This is a genomic window from Xanthomonas axonopodis pv. maculifoliigardeniae, from assembly GCF_041519315.1.
GTDB lineage: Bacteria > Pseudomonadota > Gammaproteobacteria > Xanthomonadales > Xanthomonadaceae > Xanthomonas > Xanthomonas euvesicatoria.
In genome coordinates this window covers 3295013-3312267 of record NZ_CP167998.1, presented here as the reverse complement: position 1 = coordinate 3312267, position 17255 = coordinate 3295013, and the positions used below count along the sequence as shown (strand labels likewise).

The window sequence follows — 17255 nt, the reverse complement described above, 5'->3', positions numbered from 1 at the left end:
ATGGCGGCCGCAACCGGTTATTGCGCCGTTGCGCGCGTGCGGTCTGCAGCCGCGTATTGCCGCGGTGCTCGCTCGGTCGGTGTGTGGGCGAACGGCCGTGCAATGCGCACGCATGCGCCACGCGCCGGTCTTCGGCGCCATGCAGCGCGTTGCTGCCCTGCGGCTTGCCGGCGCACGCATTTTTGGCAATGCTCAGCATCGATAAGCACGCGGGGAATGCGTGCGCCCGAATTCCCTCATGACTGCAGCGCTCCGCGATGGACGGCTGCTGGAGTTTCAGATGACGCGATACGCAGTGCTCAACAACGTGGCGCATCACGACCTGCGCGTGATCCTGCGCTTTGGTGCGCAATTCGGCGACGCGGTCGGCGTGGTGCCGGCCTTCGTCACCGAATATGCCGAGCTGCAGCGCGAGTACCCGCTGTTCTTCCGCAAGGATCCGGCCGGGAGTGGTTACCAGCCGGTGGCGCTGCTGGGCTTCGCACAGGATGAAAACCTGTTCCTGCAGGACGGGCGCTGGAATGCCAGCTATCTGCCGGGCATCGTTGCCAAGGGGCCGTTCCTGATCGGCTTCCAGGAGCAACACGTCGATGGGGCCCTGGTGCAGGAGCCGGTGATCCATGTCGACCTGGAACATCCGCGTATCAGCCGCAGCGAGGGCGAGGCGGTGTTCCTGCCGCAAGGCGGCCATAGCCCGTATCTGGAACACATCATCGGCGTGTTGCGCGGCATCCGCGATGGCGTGGACGCGGGACAGGCGATGGCGGCCGCCTTCGACGCGCTCGGCCTGATCCAGCCGGTGCGGCTGGACGTTGCGCTGGATGCCAGCCATGCCACGCAGTTGCAGGGCTTGTTCGCGATCGACCGCGAGCGGCTGGCCGCCCTGGATGCACAAGCGCTGCAGCAGTTGCATCAGGCCGGCTATCTGGAAGGTGCCTTCCTGATGCTGGCATCGCTGCACAACGTGCGCCGGCTGATGGCCGAGAAGCAGCGCCGCCTGCAGCAGTCGCACAGCGCCCCTGTTGCCGCGTACGCCTGAGCGTATGGCCGCACGTGCTACCGATCTGTCCGTCGCTGCAGGCGCCGCCATCGCCGAGCGTAGCGACTGCGATCCTGAGGTATTGCCGCTGCCCGCACTTTGCCAGGCCGCCGAGCCGGTGGTGCTGCGTGGCGTTGCGCGGCACTGGTCGCTGGTGCAGGCCGGGCTGCGCGGCGCCGATGAGGCCATGGCGCTGTTGCGCGCGCACGATACCGGCCGCCCCCTGCAGTATTCCTATGGCGGCCCGGAGATCGGCAGCCGCCCGTTTTATCGCGACGATTGCAGCGCGCTCAACTTCCAGGTGCAGTGCGGCAGCGTGAGTACCTTGCTGGATGCCATTGCGGCACATCGTGACGACCCGCAGCCGCCCACCTATTACCTGGCCTCGTTGCCGGTGGACGCCAATCTGCCAGGGTTGCGCGCCCACAACGATCTGGATGTGGCTGCCAACGGCAGCCCCGTGCAGCCCAGCATCTGGATCGGTAACCGGGTGATCGCTTCGTGCCACTACGATGCGCTGGACAACCTGGCGTGCTGCGCGGTCGGGCAACGGCGCTTTACGCTGTTTCCGCCGGAGCAGGTCGCCAATCTGTATCCGGGTCCGCTCGATCCTACGCCGGGCGGGCAGGTGGTGAGCATGGTCGATTTCGCCGATCCGGACCTGCAACGCTTTCCGCGTTTTGCCGATGCCTTGCCGCATGCGCGCAGCGTGGTGCTGGAGCCGGGCGATGCGTTGTTCATTCCCAGCATGTGGTGGCACCACGTCCAATCGCTGCAGCCGTTCAACGTGCTGATCAATTACTGGTGGAGCAGTGCGCCAGCGCACTTGCCCGCCGCGATGCCGGCGCTGTATCACGCGCTGTGGGCAATTCGCGACCGTCCGGCAGCCGAAAAACAGGCATGGCGCGCGTTGTTCGATCACTACGTGTTCGGCCCTGCCGAGCAGGCCGGCGAGCATCTGCCCGAACCGGCGCGCCATGCGCTCGGCCCCATCGACCCCATGCTGTCGCGGCAGCTGCGCGCCATGCTGATCGGCAAGTTGAACCGCTGATGTGCAGCACCGCCCTCAACCCATGCCACAGGAGTGCGCAGTGACTCAGGCTCAGATTCGCAAGGTGGTGATCGCCGGTGGTGGAACGGCCGGCTGGATCGCTGCCTGTGCGCTTTCGCATCAATTCCGCAATTTGCTTGACATCACCCTGGTCGAGTCCGAGCAGATCGGCACCGTCGGCGTGGGCGAATCCACGGTGCCGCCCATCCGCACCTTCCACCGATTCCTGCAGATCGACGAGCAGGAATTCCTGCGTGCGGTGGCAGGTACCTTCAAGCTGTCGATCTCGTTCGAGCATTGGCGCCGCCAGGGCGAGCGCTACATCCATCCATTCGGCATCACCGGGCAGAGCACCCTGGTGTGCGCGTTTCATCACCTGTGGCTGGAAAGCCAGCGCCGCGGCATGCCGGGCAGCTTCGGCGATTACTGCCTGGAAACGGTGGCCTCGCGCGTGGACCGCTTTGCGCTGCATGGCGAGCCGGCGGTCAATTACGCCTATCACCTGGATGCGGCGCTGTATGCCAAGTTCCTGCGCGCGCGCAGCGAGGCATGCGGCGTCAAGCGTGTCGAAGGCAGGATTCAGCAGGTGACCGTGCAGCCGCACAGCGGCGATGTCGCCAGCCTGGTGCTGGAAGACGGGCACGTGATCGAAGGCGATTTGTTCATCGATTGCAGCGGCTTCCGCGGTCTGCTGATCGAGCAGACCCTGCACACCGGCTACGAAGACTGGAGCCATTGGTTGCCGTGCGACCGTGCGGTAGCGGTGCAGACCGAAGCCCTCGGCCTACCGGTGCCCTACACCCGCGCCATCGCGCACGAAGCCGGCTGGCGCTGGCATATTCCGTTGCAGCATCGCGTCGGCAACGGCCTGGTGTTTTCGAGCAAGCACCTGTCCGATGACGAAGCGCACGCCAAGCTGCTGCGCGATGTGGCTGCGCCTGCCGTCAAGGAGCCGTGGATGGTGCCGTTTCGCACCGGCCGCCGGCTCAGGGCCTGGAACAAGAATGTGGTCTCGCTCGGTCTGGCCAGCGGCTTTATCGAGCCGCTGGAATCCACCAGCATCCATCTCACCATCTCTGCAGTGGTGCGGCTGCTGGCGCTGTTTCCGGCCGACGGCATTGCGCCCTCGCAGGTGCAACTGTTCAACGACGTCAGCCGCGCTGAAATGGAGCACGTGCGCGACTTCGTCACCTTGCACTACCACGCCACCCAGCGCGACGAACCGCTATGGCAGCAGTGCCGGCAGATGGAACTGCCCGAGTCGCTCGCGCTGCGCTTGCGTGCCTGGCGCGAACGCGCGCACGCCTGGCAGGGTGCCGATGAACTGTTTCGTGTCGATTCCTGGACGCACGTGCTGATGGGGCAGGGCATTGCGCCCGAGCAGCATCACCCGTTGACGCGCGCATTTTCCGACCACGACCTGCGCCGCCTGCTCGACGGTATCGCCCAGCCGATCCAGCACGCCGTGCAGCAGATGCCCTCGCAGCAGGACTTCATCGAGCGCTACTGCAAGGCAGGCGAACAGGTGTGGGGGATGCGTAGCCCGGTGCCTGCCTAGAGCGGGTCATGCACCTTGAGATGAGGTGCATTGCCCATCAGCGGAGGCGTGCGGCGTCGCGGTGCTTGGCGGCTTGGCTGTGGCGTCAAGGCAAGCCGCGCGGCGCGCACTCCGTGCTGCTGGCGGCCAATCCTCCGGGAAGCGCCCTGTGGCGCACCGAGACCGCGTTGCACGCCTTGCCCAGGCGGCCAGCCTGGACAAGGCGCACGCCTTACTCGACGCGCTACACGACGCCTCGCACTCCCTCAACGTACATAACACGCTCTGGGGCCGGCATTGGATCGCGGCGGGCGGGCGCAGTGCTACAGCCGCATCAGATCCTTGCCCACCACGATCGGCCCGGTGTAATGCTTGCGCGCGCCTTCGCTCCACATCGCATCGGTGATGGACGCATCGCCGCCGGGGACGAAGTGATTGAGCACGAGCATCTTCGCGTTGGCCGCAGCCGCAATCATGCCGACCTCTTCGCTGGTGGAGTGGCTCTTGAGCAGATGGTCGAGCAATGTGGGTGCGTTGTCGTTGGCCTTCAGCATCGTCTGCAACGCCGGCAGATACATCACCTCGTGCACCAGGACGTCGGTGTTCTTGGCGAACTCGGCCAGCGCGGGCAGGTAGCGCGTATCGCCGGAAAACACCACGCTGCGGTCGGGCGCCTCGAACCGATAGGCGAAGGCCGGCTTGAGCGTGTAATGGTCCACCAAGGTGGCGGTGACGGTGACCTGATCGTTCTTCAGAACGGTGCCGGGCTGGTCGAACTCATGCACATGGATGAGTGCTTCGAACGGCGGGCGGCCTTCCTCACGGATGCGTGCCTGGATGTCGATGGCATTCATGGCGACAAACGCGTCCACCATCCTGGCGATGCCGGGTGGGCCATACAGATGCACCGGCGTCTGCAGGCCGCTGGCCCAGGCCAGCCACACCACGTTGAGCAGATCGGCGTTGTGGTCGGAATGGTGGTGGGTCAGAAAGATATCGCGCAGCATGGGCAGTCGCATGCCGGCCTTGACCAGTTGCTGCGCCACGCCGTTGCCGCAATCGATGAGATACGGTTGCCCGTCGATGACCAGGGCATTTGCGGCCGCGGCCCGCAATGGCGAAGGTGTCGGGCCACCCTTGGTGCCCAGCAGCACCAGCACGCTGCCCTTGGCCGGAAAGGGTGCAGGCGGCGCGGAGTCGGGCTTGGCGGATGTTCGTCGTGTCGGCGGACGCACAGCAGCACCGAGCTGCCCCACCGCAGTCAGCGAACTCGCAGCTAATGCAGTGCGTAGCAGCGTGCGGCGGGAGCGGAAGGGATGGGATGCGGTCATTGCGGCTCGTGCCGATGTGCGTGGGTTGGGTGTCGATGCAAGTTTGCGTGCTGTACACACCATACGGCAGGCGTCGCTGGCAGCAATCCGCAACAGCGGTTGGGGCGCTATTTTTTCGCTGCGCCTGCTGCCATTCTCAAAATTCGCGTGCAATGAATTCATCCAAGGCCGGCGAACGATAGAACGCCATGCATTGGGCGAAGATGCGATTGAACGGGCCGCGGCGCGCTTCGTCCTTCATCGGGATTTCGCGCTTGTCAAACCCCGCCGTGTTGGCGTCGACAAAGCGATGCAGGCGGTCGGTCGCGCCGACCTTGGCGTTGTCCATCGCATAGGTGGTCAGCAGATACGAGCGGTCGCGTAGCTGATCGGGTGCGTACTTGCCGCTACGCGTGTAGTTGTTATCCAGGCACCGCTGCAGCGCATAGGCCTTGATGTCCTCGCGATCAGCCGGCTTGCCGGCCGCCAGGGCGGGGGCTTGCAGCGCCAAGGCAACAAGGGTGATGACCAGCAGTGGGGCACGTGCGCGAACCATGGGCGACCGTTGTGAAGGAACAGGCCCCATCAGTCTGCATCATTGCGCCGCTCGCCGCCGCTCGCCGCCGCTAGTGCGCCGTTGGTGCAGTCGACGTCAATCAGGCATTGCCCGATTGGCCGAAGTGGATCTGGTACACCCATCGCGCCGGCAACCGCACACCGATCAATGTGTTGAGCGAGGCTGCAAAAAACAGCCGTGGAGCGATGTCTCGCGCGAGCACGTCACGCCGTTGCCGTCAGTGCGTAGCAAGAAGATGGTGGTGGCATTGGACAGCCTGCGGACACTTCAGTGCACGGATCAACGCATGCACGGTCGCTGAGTCGAAGACGCATCGCCCGGCAAACGGATTGCCCGGCGATGCGCGATCAAGCGTGGCAGGCACAAGGTCGCCTGCCACGCGGCTTACCGCTTACTGGCCGAAGTAGGTGGAAATGGTGGAATACACGTCCGAGAAACGCGAGTAGTAATCCGGATCGGTCTGCGCGCTACAGAACGAATAGCCGCCATACAGGCCGCCACGCAGCTGGTAGGCGCCACCGCTGGCAACGGTGAACAGGCCCGAGCCGGACGAGCCGCCTTCGGTCACACCGTCGCTCCACACCACGCGATAGAGCGGGCTCTTGCCATCGATGGAGCTGCTCAGTGCATTCACCGTGCCCAGCGAATACTTCTTGACGTCGCCCGATGGGTGATGGATGCCGACAATCGAGGTGCCGGTGGAACCGATCGCCGCGCTATTCCACGCTGCATAGAACGCGCCGCTTGGCGGTGCGGTCTTCAGCTCCAGCAATGCGGTGTCGCGCGTGGTGTTGGCATGCCGCAGGAACGCGCCGCCCGTCAATGTGGTTGCCTGCGAGCTGACCGTACTGCCATTGCAGCTGGCCGCATCGTAGAACCAGTAGGTCTGCAGCGTGTTGGCCACCGTCTGCGTGCTGATGCAATGCGCCGCGGTCCAGAACAGGTTGCGCTTGGGCGAATTGGTATTGTTGAGCAGCGTGCCGGTGCACAGGAACGAGCCCTGGCTGGTGGTGAACACCATGCGTGCCACCGCCTTTGCGGCGCTGGTGAAGCCGGTCGTGGGGTTGGCACGGCAGACGATGTCGTTCTGACAGGAATCGCTTTCGCCGATGGCAATGGTCATCATGTCGCGCGGGCTGGCAGTGGGGCTGATATCCAGATGCGACAGCTGCGGAATGCTGAGGCTGAAGTTTTCCGGATACAACCCGGCCGGCAGCGACAGCTCGACCAGCAGATCCTCGCCACTCACCGTCGGCGACCAACCGATATCGTTGCCGCTGGCAGCAAAGCTGGCGCCGGATTGCTCGAACACGCGACCATCGTTGCCGGCAAAGCGCAGCGTCACCTTGGATGGGTCGCCAGGCGTTGCACCGGCGCCACGCAGTACCAGCGATGCACGCAGCGACGCCGCCTGTGCGGAGCTGACTTTGAGACTGGCCACGCGCGAGCCATCGGGAGCCATCTGCCAATCCAGCTTGGACAGGTTCACCGTCGGCTGTGTCACCGCACGCGAAAAACCGATCTGCAACGGCTGCCCATGCTTGACCTGTGCAATACGACGTTCGCGCACACGACCCATTTCGGCGCTGGTAGGTGCGGTGAGCTGCACCACGCGCGTGGGCAGAACGCCGCCGCGTAAACTTGCCGACTGCAATGTGGCCGCACCAAGCTTGGCCGCCTGCGGCGCGGTGGCGACCGGCGCTGCATCCATCTCGGTCGGCGGGGCGGCCGCTGCGGTGCCGGAAACAGCGGAAAACAACGCCAGATACATCGCGTTCTTGCGATTCATGGGTAGTCCTTCTCGTCAGGGATCGTCAGGCTGCAGCGGGGGCTGCAACAAGCGGGCGCCATCGTTGGCGCCGAACGAGCCTAGCGAAACTTCAAAGCTGAATATGTGCTGAAAATCTCGTTCGGGAATGAAAGGTCGTGATCGATACAGTACCCGCGCGCGTCTGTCATCCACTGGGCCGTCATGCCGTCGGCCCCGGGGCTCCCAGGGCGGCCATGTTGGTTCTAGTCAGCAGGTGCAAGTCCAGCATATAGCTGCGCAGTGGCAGCTTGGTGTGTTCAATCCACGTCATGGTCGTGGTAGCGATCAGCGCTCCTAGGGCCTCGGGCGACCTCACCCCGGCCTTGAGGGATGCACAGCGATGGTGGAGCCAGTGAATCCTTCGTTCGTTTTTACGGCGGTGGACGACATCTCTGGCTGCGTGCCAGGTGGGGATGTAAACAGAATCTCTGCGCACTCACCTGGAGCATGTCGCATGCGACCCACTTCAACTTCTTTTCCAAGTCTGCCGCACGCGCAATCGCGCGACGGCGATAGCGACATGCCTGCCTCCGCGACCGCTTTCCCCTGGCACGCGCGCGACAGCGCCAGTGCGTTTCCCGGTCTCAGTGCTGCGCCGGTCAAACGCGGACGTAACGCGACACGATCAATCACGGCAGGTGCCTGGCGGTCATCTGGCATGTGTCTGCCGCAGGTAGATACCCAGGCATGCGATCTCGTCAGCGCGATTGCCCAAGTGGATCGTGCATCGGCGCAGCCGCACGGACAGGATCCGCAATGGGAAATGCGCTGCCGCACTGTGCTCGAAAGCATGCGCGCATGCGCAGGCGAATCCTACAAGGGCGATCCGGCGACGGTGGCTGACATCGATGGGTTGCATCTGAATGTGCCGATGTCCACGCGGCGGTTGAAACTCTGGGAGCGAGAGACCGACGATGTGATTGTGGCGGTGCTGGGTTTTTCCGGCACATGCCTGAATGCGACCGACGATCTGTTATGCGATATGAAAAGCCAGATCGCACAGGTACACGTCAACATATTTGACGAGCGCCTTCCGACCTTGGGCAAGGTTGGAGCAGGCTGGCAGGAATGGTGGCAGTCCGAAGCTCAGTTGCCGCGCGCCGACGGAACCGTCATGAAGGACGTGTTGAAACGCTACACGAATCGCGCGCGGGAGAGCGGCAAGGCGTTGTCGATGTCGTTGACGGGACACAGTCTGGGCGCAGCAGCGGCCACGCTCGCCGGCTTCGACATCACGCACTTTCTGCGCGCGGCCGGAGCCCCGGGCAAGATCAGCATTTATTCATTCAATCCACCGCGCCTCGGGCCAGCGGGCGCCGACACACACTATATGCAAAGCTTAAGATCGAACGACAGCGAACTGCGATTCACGCTGCGCCAGTTTACGCGCGCCCTGGATCCGATCCAGTCGGTGCCCTTTTTCATGCATCACCCGCACTGGGATCACCCCGGGGCTGCTGACGAGCGCGCCGGCAGCACCAGCGGTGATCGCTTCGCTCAGTTCATCACCGTGACGGACGGCCCGGCCAGCACTGTCAACCTGGCGGACAATCACGAATTGACGTTGTGGCGCTCTTATTTCCTGTGCAAGATCGAGCCGGGCGATCTGCAGCGCATCTTTTCTCCCATGGAAGTGTCGCAGGGAACATCCGAAGACCGGCGTCTTTCCCGCAGGCAATTGTTCACCTCGTGGCTGCCGTACCGCCAGCCGCCGGCCACTCGCCGGCCGGATTAGATAGCCGGCAATAAATTGCGAATGAGTTTTCCAGGCCAAGAGAGAGTTTCTAAATTTTTGATTGATCCTGACTCCTGGCCACGAAGATCGCTCGCTGCACGTCAAACCGGCTCCAGGCACTGCTTGGACTGCAACATGCCCGTGGCAAGTCGTGGCAGCGCATCGTGAAGCGGATCGACGGTGAGCGATCGTCCATCTCCGCAAGTCAAGCCCTGCGTATTTGCGCTGATGGCGTGATGCACCACCTTGATGACGTGTTTGAGGTTGCCCAGCACGAGATTGATCCATCGCACACCGCAGCACGGGTGGGCCAGGAGCACGCCGGCACAACAGACGGTGCTGCTGTTGAGGCTATTCCAGCGCGTCGCTGGCGCGCAATTCGGTGGAGCGTCCGCTGAGTTTCAGAAACGCCAGTACCGTCAGCCCCACCGCCATCCACGCAGCGCCGCCCAGTTGTGCATGCAGGTCGGCATTGAGCAGGACGTAGGCCAGGATGACGATCCCGATCAGGGGCACCATGCCATGCAGCACACGCCGGCCGTGGGTGCGGAAGTGCCACAGCACTGCGATATGCAGCAACACGAAGGCGGTCAGTGCGCCGACGTTGCACAGCGACGACAGCAGCGCGATCTGCCCGACGAAGACTTCGCCCAATACCAGACTCAGGCCCGCCACCAGCAGGATCGCACGCTGCGGTACGCCGGTGCGCGGGTGGATGTAGCGCAGAAAGCCCGGCAATTGCCGGTCGCGCGCCATGGCGAACAACAGTCGCGACGTGGCCGCCTGTGCAACCAATGAATTGGCGATTGCCGCGCTGATCGCCACCGTGAGCGCAATGACAATTTGCAGCCATGGTCCGGCGATCAACCGCCCGATCTCGAAGAACGCATCGTTGGATGCCTGCGCGCTTGGGTAGCGCTGCAGGGTAGGCTGCAGCAATGCCGCCAGCCAGGTTTGCAGGATGAACAAGCCTGCCACGATCAGCAAGGCCAGCAAGGTTGCGCGCCCCACCACGCGGTTGCCGCCGCGCGCTTCCTCGGACATGGTGGAGATCGCATCGAAGCCGAGGAACGACACCACCGCCACCGACAACGCGCTGAAGATCAGCTGCGGAGAAAACGCCTGCGGGTTATACAGGGGGCGCCAGCTCCAGTGCGCGCCATTGACGCCGCGCTGGATCGCCAGCGTCGCCAGCACCACGAACACCGCCAGGACCAGCAACTGCGCAAGCAGGAAAAAGCGATTGGCGCGTGCGGTGGTTTCGATGCCACGCAGGTTCACCACCGTGTTGAGCACCACGAAGAACCCAATCCACGCCGGCTGTGGTATCGCCGGCAATACGGTCTGCATCGCATTGGCGCCGACCACGTACAACAGGGTCGGCACCAGCAGGTAGTCGAGCAGAATCGCCCAGCCAGCCAGAAACCCCATGCCGCTGCTCAGCCCGCGCCCGACATAGGCATATACCGAACCGGCCACCGGAAATGCCTGCGACATCTGCTGGTAGCTCAGTGCGGTGAACAGCATTGCCACGAAGCCGACCAGGTAGGTCAGCGGCACCATCCCGGCACTGATGTCGAAGACGCCGCCGAAGATCGAGAACGGCGCCGTGGGCACCATGCACACCAGCCCGTAGATCAACAGATCCTTCAGCGTGAGCTGCCGCTTGAGCTCCTGTGCGTAGCCGAAGCGTTGCAGCGTGGCCGCATCGTCGCGGCGGGGCGTGTCGGTCATGCAGGTGTCCGTTGCAAGGAATGCCGGCACGCAGCGCAAGCGCCCGGACGACCTGAACGCCCGTCGCGTGCTGCCGCCATGTGACCGGCATTGTGACGATAATGTGGCCGACAAGCCCATCCATTGGTAAAAGTGCTAGGTTTTCCATGCTGGATGTCATCTGCTGGCAACCACCGGTACCGAAGGAGCACCATGTTCGACATTCTGGCCAGCCTGGGCTGCGATCTGCAGGCGTTGCAGACGCTCGATAGCTGCCTGGACCGGGTATTTCGCGATGTCTGCGCGCTCGGTTTCCAGTCGCTGGTGTACGACTATGCGCCGGTGCCCCTGAGTCTGGAGGGAGCGCTGATCACGCCAACGGTGTTCATGCAGCGCAATGCGCCGGGCGATATGCAGCATGTGTGGTGCGAGCACGGCTACTACCAACATGACCCTGTTCAGCAGCGTGCAACGCGGCGTACCACGCCATTCGTATGGTCGTACCGCACCGACGGCCACTGCGCGGGCGTGGAATATGTGGGGGGCCAGCACCGGCAAGTGACGCGCTATCTCTGCGATAGCGGCATGGGCACCGGTGTCACCGTGCCGCTGCATTTGCCTGGTGGCGCATTTGCCACCTTCAGCGGCGCGATCGATGCCGCCGCTGCACAAGCGCCGCGGTTGGCCGAAGCGCAGGTGCTGCCGTTCCTGTTGCTGGCGCACGCCTTCCAGGCGCGCGCGCAGGAGTTGCTGGAACCGCAGGAACGCCGCTGCCACCACATCGCGCTGACCCGTCGCGAGCGCGAATGCCTGCAGTATTCGGCAAAAGGCCTGACGTCCAAACGGATTGCCGCGGCACTCAACCGTTCAACCGCCACGGTGAACCTGCATCTGAATTCAGCCGCGCGCAAGCTGGGCGCCCGCAACCGCGTGGAAGCGGTGGTGCGTGGTATGCACTATCGGTTGCTGGAGCCATAATTTTTTTTCGAGCGTGCCTGCGCGCTGCGGTACGCGCGGCTTCGCGGGTTTCGGAGCGGCAGAGCGCACATGCCATGTCGTTTCCTTGGCGCGACCCACCTGTGTTCTGAACGCTGATCTGTTGTCGGTCCGAATGGAGTCCAGTGGCGCTGACAGATGCGATAGATGTGCTGATTCGAACTAGCTATTTCGATCCAGGAGCGATGTCGAGTCGCGCGATACCCAGCGCATTCGGCGATGCGAGGCGTTCGATCGAACCGGCTATCGGCCAGCGCCAACCGCGCATCCGGGCGCGTTCAAACCTGTGAAATTTGCCAGTTAACGCCGCTCGGCGTGCTCGCTAGGCTCGGGGCTCATCATTGCCGTAGGCAGGCGCAGGTCATGCAGTGCACCGAGGGTTACGTCGAATTCCGCGGCTACCGTACCTGGTACCGCATTACCGGCGACCTGTGCGCAGATGCCTGCCCGCTGTTGGTGCTGCACGGCGGCCCCGGATGCACGCACGACTACGTGGACAGCTTCAAGGACCTGGCGGCCAACGGCCGCGCGGTGATCCACTACGACCAGCTGGGCAACGGAAACTCCACCCATCTGCGCAATGCCGAGCCAGGCTTCTGGACAGTGGGGCTGTTTCTGGACGAGCTGCAGACGCTGATCGCGCATCTGGGGCTGTCGCAGTACGCATTGCTGGGCCAGTCCTGGGGCGGAATGCTGGCCGCCGAGCACGCCGTGCGCCGGCCGGCCGGCCTGCGAGCGCTGGTCATCGCCAATTCGCCCGCCTCGATGGGGTTGTGGCGCGCGGCTGCGCTGCGTCTGCGCGCGCGCCTGCCTGACGATATCCAGGCCGCATTGGACGAGCACGAAGCCGCCGGTACGCTGGACCATCCGGCCTACCGCGCAGCCAGTCAGGTGTTCTATGCGCAGCACGTATGTCGCGTGCTGCCGTGGCCTGCCGAGGTCGCGCGGACGTTTGCCGCCATCGACGCCGACCCCACCGTGTATCACGCCATGAACGGCCCGACCGAATTCCACGTGGTGGGCAGCTTGCGCAACTGGAGCATCATCGAGCGCCTGCACCGCATCACCGCACCCACGCTGGTGCTCTCTGGCAAGTACGACGAAGCCACGCCGGAAACCGTCGAGCCCTATGCGCGGTTGATCCCGGATGCGCGCTGGCACGTGTTCGCCAACTCCAGCCACATGCCGCACGTGGAAGAACGCGCGGCGTGCATGCGCCTGGTCGGCAATTTCCTGGACGATCAGACACCGTGGCCCGGTGGACAAATGCTGCGCTCCTCAGCACTGGCCAATCGCGCTGTCTGAGCGTGCAGTGTGGTGTGGCGGTGGCCAGCGGGCCGATCAACTGCACTGCGTTTGGCTGCCTGCCTGCCGCGATGATGTCGCTGTGGGTGCACACCATCAATCCGTGCCTGCGATAGCGGCCCTGCAGCGCTTGCGTGCTTGCATCGCTGCACGCGTGGCGCTGCGCGCGTTGTTCCGGGCAGCTGTGTCGATGGAGGTTCGCGCTTTGACGCAAGCCCGTTTCGGGCCGCCGGCGCACGATGATGCGCGAGCGTCGCAGTGCACACGCCGCAGCGTGGGAGATAACCCAGCTATCGGCAGGCAGGCACGTCAGCGCTCTGATGCACCGCGACGGCGCTGGCGCTACAGCTTGCGTTTGCATCTTCGTGCCGATGTAGATGCAGTGCTGCAATGCATGACTGCATTGCAGTTGGCCAGCTGCCATCGCCAGGCATGCACTGAGTGCGCCCATGCCTGTCGCTGCGTCGGCACGTGGATCGTCACGGTTGCAGGCGCAATCGCTCTGCACGCCCGAACGCCTGCGCATCGCCGGCGTCTGCAGCACATGCACACATGCGTCGATCAACACAGGGCTATCGCATGGCATTGGCGTGTCCTGTCCCGGCTGTCCTTGGCTGTCCCTTTTGCATGTCCCGGAAAGAGAACACCGCGGTGTGTCTAAGTTTCGAAGATGAATAATTGTTTTATGTTTTAAATCGCGCGAAGAATGCAGCCCCCCACGCATCGCCTTGCCGTTGTCGTCGCCACTGCGCAGGCGGCCGGCATTGCTTGTCGACTTCATTGGGAGAGGCTCCATGATCATCAAGACGCTACACGGCGCACTCGCGCTTGCACTGTCCGCTTGCGCCGCGGGCGCGATTGCCGGCCCGGTCGGTTACGGTGCGGCCACTACCGGCGGCGGCAACAAGACGCCAGTCAACGTGGCGACGTTCGAAGCAGTGCAGGCCGCCATCGACAACTATTCCGGTAGCGGCGGACTGGTGCTCAACTACACCGGCCAGTTCGACTTCGGCACCATCAAGGACGTGTGCGCGCAATGGAAGCTGCCGGCCAAGACCGTGCAGATCAAGAACAAGAGCGATGTCACCATCAAGGGCGCCAATGGTTCGTCGGCGAACTTCGGCGTGCGTGTGGTAGGCAATGCGCACAACGTGATCATCCAGAACATGACCATCGGCTTGCTGCAAGGTGGCGAAGATGCCGATTCGATTTCGCTGGAAGGCAACTCCAGCGGCGAGCCGTCCAAGATCTGGATCGACCACAACACCATCTTCGCCTCGCTCACCAAGTGCTCCGGTGCAGGCGATGCCTCCTTCGATGGCGGCATCGACATGAAGAAGGGCGTGCACCACGTCACCGTGTCCTACAACTATGTCTACAACTATCAAAAGGTCGCGCTCAATGGCTACAGCGACAGCGACACCAAGAACTCGGCTGCGCGCACCACGTATCACCACAACCGCTTCGAGAACGTGGAATCGCGCTTGCCATTGCAGCGCCGCGGCTTGAGCCACATCTACAACAACTACTTCAACAATGTGTTTACCTCGGGCATCAACGTGCGCATGGGTGGGGTGGCCAAGATCGAGTCCAACTACTTCGAGAACATCAAGAACCCGGTGACTTCGCGCGACAGCAGCGAGATCGGCTACTGGGACCTGATCAACAACTACGTTGGCAGCGGCATCACCTGGAGCACGCCGGACGGCAGCAAGCCCTACGCCAATGCCACCAACTGGGTGAGCTCCAAGGTGTTCCCGGAGTCGCTGGGCTACATCTACACCGTGACGCCGGCAGCACAGGTCAAGGCCAAGGTGATCGCCACCGCGGGCGCGGGCAAGAACCTGGCGGAGTGACCGGTAGCGCCCGGAGTCGTGAATGAGCTGTAGAAAGCGCTGGTCAGGAGGGCCTGGGCGGCGCACAGCAAGCGTAGCGTGTCCGGGGGACAAGCCGATGACGAGTAGCGGCCGTCCATCCGGAAGCTGCGCACATGATGGCTCTTGGCTCTTGGCGGCATCGAGACACGTCCCCGGCTTGTTCGGGGATGTGCTTTGCCCGCTTCTTGGAGACGACAGGTGACAGGCGCACGCTGCATCGGCCGTCAGGTGGCGGCGCGCACCGGCAGGTTGCCGGGCGTGGCTGCTGCACACCCGCGCGCAAGGCGCGATCGCGCGAGGTCGCCACTCCTTCCCCGGGCTGGCGTCAAGAGGCGCGGCAGGCGCTGCGACGCGGTATCGTGTCGCGATTCCATCCATGCAAGCCTGTCCATGCCGCTTCCGACCGATTCCGTTGCTGAGACCGCTGCGCCCGCCGCGCCTGCATTGCGCCATGCGCTGAAGCCGCGGCAATTGATGATGATGGGCCTGGGCACGGCGATCGGCGCCGGGCTGTTTCTGGGTTCCGGTGTGGGCATCCACGCGGCCGGGCCGGCGGTACTGATCTCGTATCTGATTGCCGGGGCGTTGGTCATCATCGTGATGAACGCGCTGGGCGAAATGGCCGCCGCCAAGCCGGCCAGCGGGGCATTCTCGGTGTACGCCGCCGATGCGATGGGCCCGACGGCCGGCGCCACCGTGGGCTGGCTGTGGTGGTTTCAGGTAGTGGTGGTGATTGCGGCCGAAGCGGTAGGTGCCGCCGGGCTGCTGGCCACGGTCTGGCCGGCGTTGCCGGTGCCGTTGCTGGCGTTGCTGTTCATGGCCACGTTCACTGCGATCAATCTGCTCGGCGTGCGCAACTTTGGCGAGTTCGAATTCTGGTTCGCCATTCTGAAAGTGCTGGCGATCGTGGTGTTCCTGCTGATCGGCGTGGCGTTGCTGGCGGGCTGGTTGCCCGGAGTGGCATCGCCCGGGCTGTCCAACTTCACCCAGAACGGCGGCTTTGCGCCCAAGGGCCTGGCCGGTATCGGCTCGGCGTTGCTGGTGGTGGTGTTTGCCTTCGGCGGCACCGAAATCGTGGCGGTGGCCGCCGCGGAAACCGCCGACCCGGGACGTAGCCTGGCGCGCACCATTCGCACTGTCGCCTGGCGCATCCTGGTGTTCTATATCGGGTCGATCAGCGTGATCGTGGCGGTGGTGCCGTGGACCAGCGCCGCGCTCAGCTCGCCGTTCGCGGCCGTGCTGGACGTGGCACGCATTCCCGGTGCCGCCACGGCGATCACCCTGGTGGCGGTGGTCGCGCTGCTGTCGGCGCTCAACGCTAATCTGTACGGTGCCTCGCGGATGATCTTCTCGCTGGCCCAGCGCGGCGAAGCGCCGCGGTTGCTGGCCAGGACCAGCGGCGAGCAAGTGCCGCTGGTGGCGGTGATCGCCAGCGTGTTGTTCGGCTTCGCCGCCGCAGCGCTGGAGTTGCTGTATCCGAACAAGGTGTTGCCAATGCTGCTCAACATCGTCGGCGCCACCTGTCTGCTGGTGTGGACGATCTCGCTGGTATCGCAACTGATCTTGCGCGCCCGCGCGGACCGTGCCGGCCTTGCGTTGCCGTTCCGCATGCGCGGCTATCCGTTTCTGACCGTGCTGGCGCTGGTCATCCTGTGCGTGATCTTCGTGTTGTTGGCCTCTTCGGCCGATACGCGCGCGCAATTCCTCTCGATGGTCGCGCTGACCGCAGTCATCGCAGCGGTCAGCGAAGTTGCGCGGCGCCTGCGTGCGCGGATGTGAGGAATTGGAAGCGTGGCAGTGTGTTGGTGCGTTGTGTGCGCTGGCGGGCGTGTCAGCTGTAACCGGCGGCCAGCGCTCATGACGCGAGTGCAACCGGCAATTGCCCCCGTCGTTGCTGGCGACATTGATGTGTTCAGGCGTCGGCCTGGCCACGGACCACGGCATCAGCGCAGTGCGTCCGCAATCTCGCACGCACACTAACCCACCTGTCCAGGAGCCGCTGCGGTTGCGCAGCAGTTCTGTCAGCTGCTCTTAGCCGATATCAGCGGGCTCCCCATCCCGGCATGCGGCATCGTCGCCAAAAGCCTCCGGGACCCGTCGATTCCTGGTGAGACAACGGCCGGTCCAATAACGAAAAAACCCCCGCACCGACGCGGTGCGCTGCGAAACGAGAAACGAGAAACGCGTCAGCAGTCCTGCGCTTTCCTCTCGGGCCGGGCACTCGCCCCGGGGATCTGACGGTCCAGTTCGGTTATTCTCCTTTGGACGCACATGCTCCACCCATCAGGGCGCTCGAAGAATAGCG

13 protein-coding genes and 1 pseudogene are annotated in these 17255 nt (G+C 64.0%); 8 read left to right on the top strand and 6 right to left on the bottom strand.

The genetic code is table 11. The annotated features are described in order from the left end of the window. Positions 1–280: 280 nt before the first annotated feature. Genes ACDH77_RS14375 through ACDH77_RS14365 form a run of 3 tightly spaced genes read left to right on the top strand, consistent with a single transcriptional unit; the run spans position 281 to position 3648 of the window. Positions 281–1039 carry a SapC family protein gene (locus ACDH77_RS14375; protein WP_011348172.1) on the top strand — a complete coding sequence of 253 codons (759 nt, stop codon included), beginning with the start codon at positions 281–283 and terminating at the stop codon, positions 1037–1039. A 4-nt stretch (positions 1040–1043) separates the two neighbouring features. Further along, on the top strand, positions 1044–2090 hold the full coding sequence (locus ACDH77_RS14370; RefSeq protein WP_031423634.1) for a cupin-like domain-containing protein: 1047 nt from the start codon (positions 1044–1046) through the stop codon (positions 2088–2090). A gap of 40 nt (positions 2091–2130) precedes the next feature. After that, complete coding sequence (locus ACDH77_RS14365) at positions 2131–3648, top strand: tryptophan halogenase family protein (RefSeq protein WP_031423632.1); 1518 nt, start codon at positions 2131–2133, stop codon at positions 3646–3648. 302 nt (positions 3649–3950) lie between these two features. Here the strand turns inward: ACDH77_RS14365 and ACDH77_RS14360 are convergent, their stop codons facing one another. The 3 genes from ACDH77_RS14360 to ACDH77_RS14350 form a co-directional block, all read right to left on the bottom strand. Beyond that, positions 3951–4958 carry an MBL fold metallo-hydrolase gene (locus ACDH77_RS14360; protein WP_031423631.1) on the bottom strand — a complete coding sequence of 336 codons (1008 nt, stop codon included), beginning with the start codon at positions 4956–4958 and terminating at the stop codon, positions 3951–3953. 136 nt (positions 4959–5094) lie between these two features. Then, the gene (locus ACDH77_RS14355) at positions 5095–5493 is read right to left on the bottom strand and encodes a hypothetical protein (RefSeq protein ID WP_031423629.1); all 399 of its coding nucleotides are present in this window, start codon (positions 5491–5493) and stop codon (positions 5095–5097) included. Positions 5494–5905: 412 nt separating this feature from the next. Then, positions 5906–7303 carry a serine protease gene (locus ACDH77_RS14350; protein WP_372353515.1) on the bottom strand — a complete coding sequence of 466 codons (1398 nt, stop codon included), beginning with the start codon at positions 7301–7303 and terminating at the stop codon, positions 5906–5908. A 475-nt stretch (positions 7304–7778) separates the two neighbouring features. Here ACDH77_RS14350 and xopAP point away from each other — a divergent pair, with 475 nt between their 5' ends. Next, positions 7779–9059, top strand: a complete 1281-nt coding sequence (xopAP, locus tag ACDH77_RS14345; RefSeq protein ID WP_372353514.1) for a XopAP family type III secretion system effector — start codon at positions 7779–7781, stop codon at positions 9057–9059. A 101-nt stretch (positions 9060–9160) separates the two neighbouring features. On the opposite strand, the gene ACDH77_RS14340 is transcribed toward xopAP, so the two are convergent. Together ACDH77_RS14340 and ACDH77_RS14335 are read right to left on the bottom strand one after the other, a co-directional pair. After that, complete coding sequence (locus ACDH77_RS14340; protein WP_228729601.1) at positions 9161–9334, bottom strand: hypothetical protein; 174 nt, start codon at positions 9332–9334, stop codon at positions 9161–9163. Between the two features lie 76 nt (positions 9335–9410). Beyond that, on the bottom strand, positions 9411–10793 hold the full coding sequence (locus ACDH77_RS14335; protein WP_031423623.1) for an APC family permease: 1383 nt from the start codon (positions 10791–10793) through the stop codon (positions 9411–9413). 192 nt (positions 10794–10985) lie between these two features. Between ACDH77_RS14335 and ACDH77_RS14330 the strand changes: the two genes are divergently transcribed. Both ACDH77_RS14330 and ACDH77_RS14325 read left to right on the top strand, forming a co-directional pair. Further along, entirely contained in the window at positions 10986–11750 is a 765-nt protein-coding gene (locus ACDH77_RS14330) for a LuxR family transcriptional regulator (protein ID WP_008573033.1), read from the top strand. Positions 11751–12131: 381 nt separating this feature from the next. Further along, positions 12132–13073, top strand: coding sequence for a proline iminopeptidase-family hydrolase (locus ACDH77_RS14325; RefSeq protein ID WP_008573030.1), 942 nt, complete (start codon positions 12132–12134; stop codon positions 13071–13073). Between the two features lie 342 nt (positions 13074–13415). On the opposite strand, the pseudogene ACDH77_RS14320 reads toward ACDH77_RS14325, so the two are convergent. After that, positions 13416–13627 (bottom strand): annotated as a pseudogene (locus ACDH77_RS14320) (hypothetical protein). Between the two features lie 240 nt (positions 13628–13867). Here ACDH77_RS14320 and ACDH77_RS14315 point away from each other — a divergent pair. Next, positions 13868–14929: a polysaccharide lyase family 1 protein gene (locus tag ACDH77_RS14315; RefSeq protein ID WP_008573029.1), complete on the top strand. Its 1062-nt coding sequence runs from the start codon at positions 13868–13870 to the stop codon at positions 14927–14929. Positions 14930–15340: 411 nt separating this feature from the next. Further along, positions 15341–16729: an amino acid permease gene (locus tag ACDH77_RS14310; protein WP_014090703.1), complete on the top strand. Its 1389-nt coding sequence runs from the start codon at positions 15341–15343 to the stop codon at positions 16727–16729. The last annotated feature ends 526 nt before the right edge of the window (positions 16730–17255 follow it).

Bases quoted from the DNA above. Each gene is read 5' to 3' on its own strand.
- ACDH77_RS14360 (WP_031423631.1), bottom strand. From the start codon at position 4,958: ATGACCGCATCCCATCCCTTCCGCTCCCGCCGCACGCTGCTACGCACT.
- ACDH77_RS14350 (WP_372353515.1), bottom strand. From the start codon at position 7,303: ATGAATCGCAAGAACGCGATGTATCTGGCGTTGTTTTCCGCTGTTTCC.
- ACDH77_RS14370 (WP_031423634.1), top strand. From the start codon at position 1,044: ATGGCCGCACGTGCTACCGATCTGTCCGTCGCTGCAGGCGCCGCCATC.
- ACDH77_RS14355 (WP_031423629.1), bottom strand. From the start codon at position 5,493: ATGGTTCGCGCACGTGCCCCACTGCTGGTCATCACCCTTGTTGCCTTG.
- ACDH77_RS14375 (WP_011348172.1), top strand. From the start codon at position 281: ATGACGCGATACGCAGTGCTCAACAACGTGGCGCATCACGACCTGCGC.
- ACDH77_RS14310 (WP_014090703.1), top strand. From the start codon at position 15,341: ATGCCGCTTCCGACCGATTCCGTTGCTGAGACCGCTGCGCCCGCCGCG.
- ACDH77_RS14335 (WP_031423623.1), bottom strand. From the start codon at position 10,793: ATGACCGACACGCCCCGCCGCGACGATGCGGCCACGCTGCAACGCTTC.
- ACDH77_RS14315 (WP_008573029.1), top strand. From the start codon at position 13,868: ATGATCATCAAGACGCTACACGGCGCACTCGCGCTTGCACTGTCCGCT.
- ACDH77_RS14330 (WP_008573033.1), top strand. From the start codon at position 10,986: ATGTTCGACATTCTGGCCAGCCTGGGCTGCGATCTGCAGGCGTTGCAG.
- ACDH77_RS14325 (WP_008573030.1), top strand. From the start codon at position 12,132: ATGCAGTGCACCGAGGGTTACGTCGAATTCCGCGGCTACCGTACCTGG.
- xopAP (WP_372353514.1), top strand. From the start codon at position 7,779: ATGCGACCCACTTCAACTTCTTTTCCAAGTCTGCCGCACGCGCAATCG.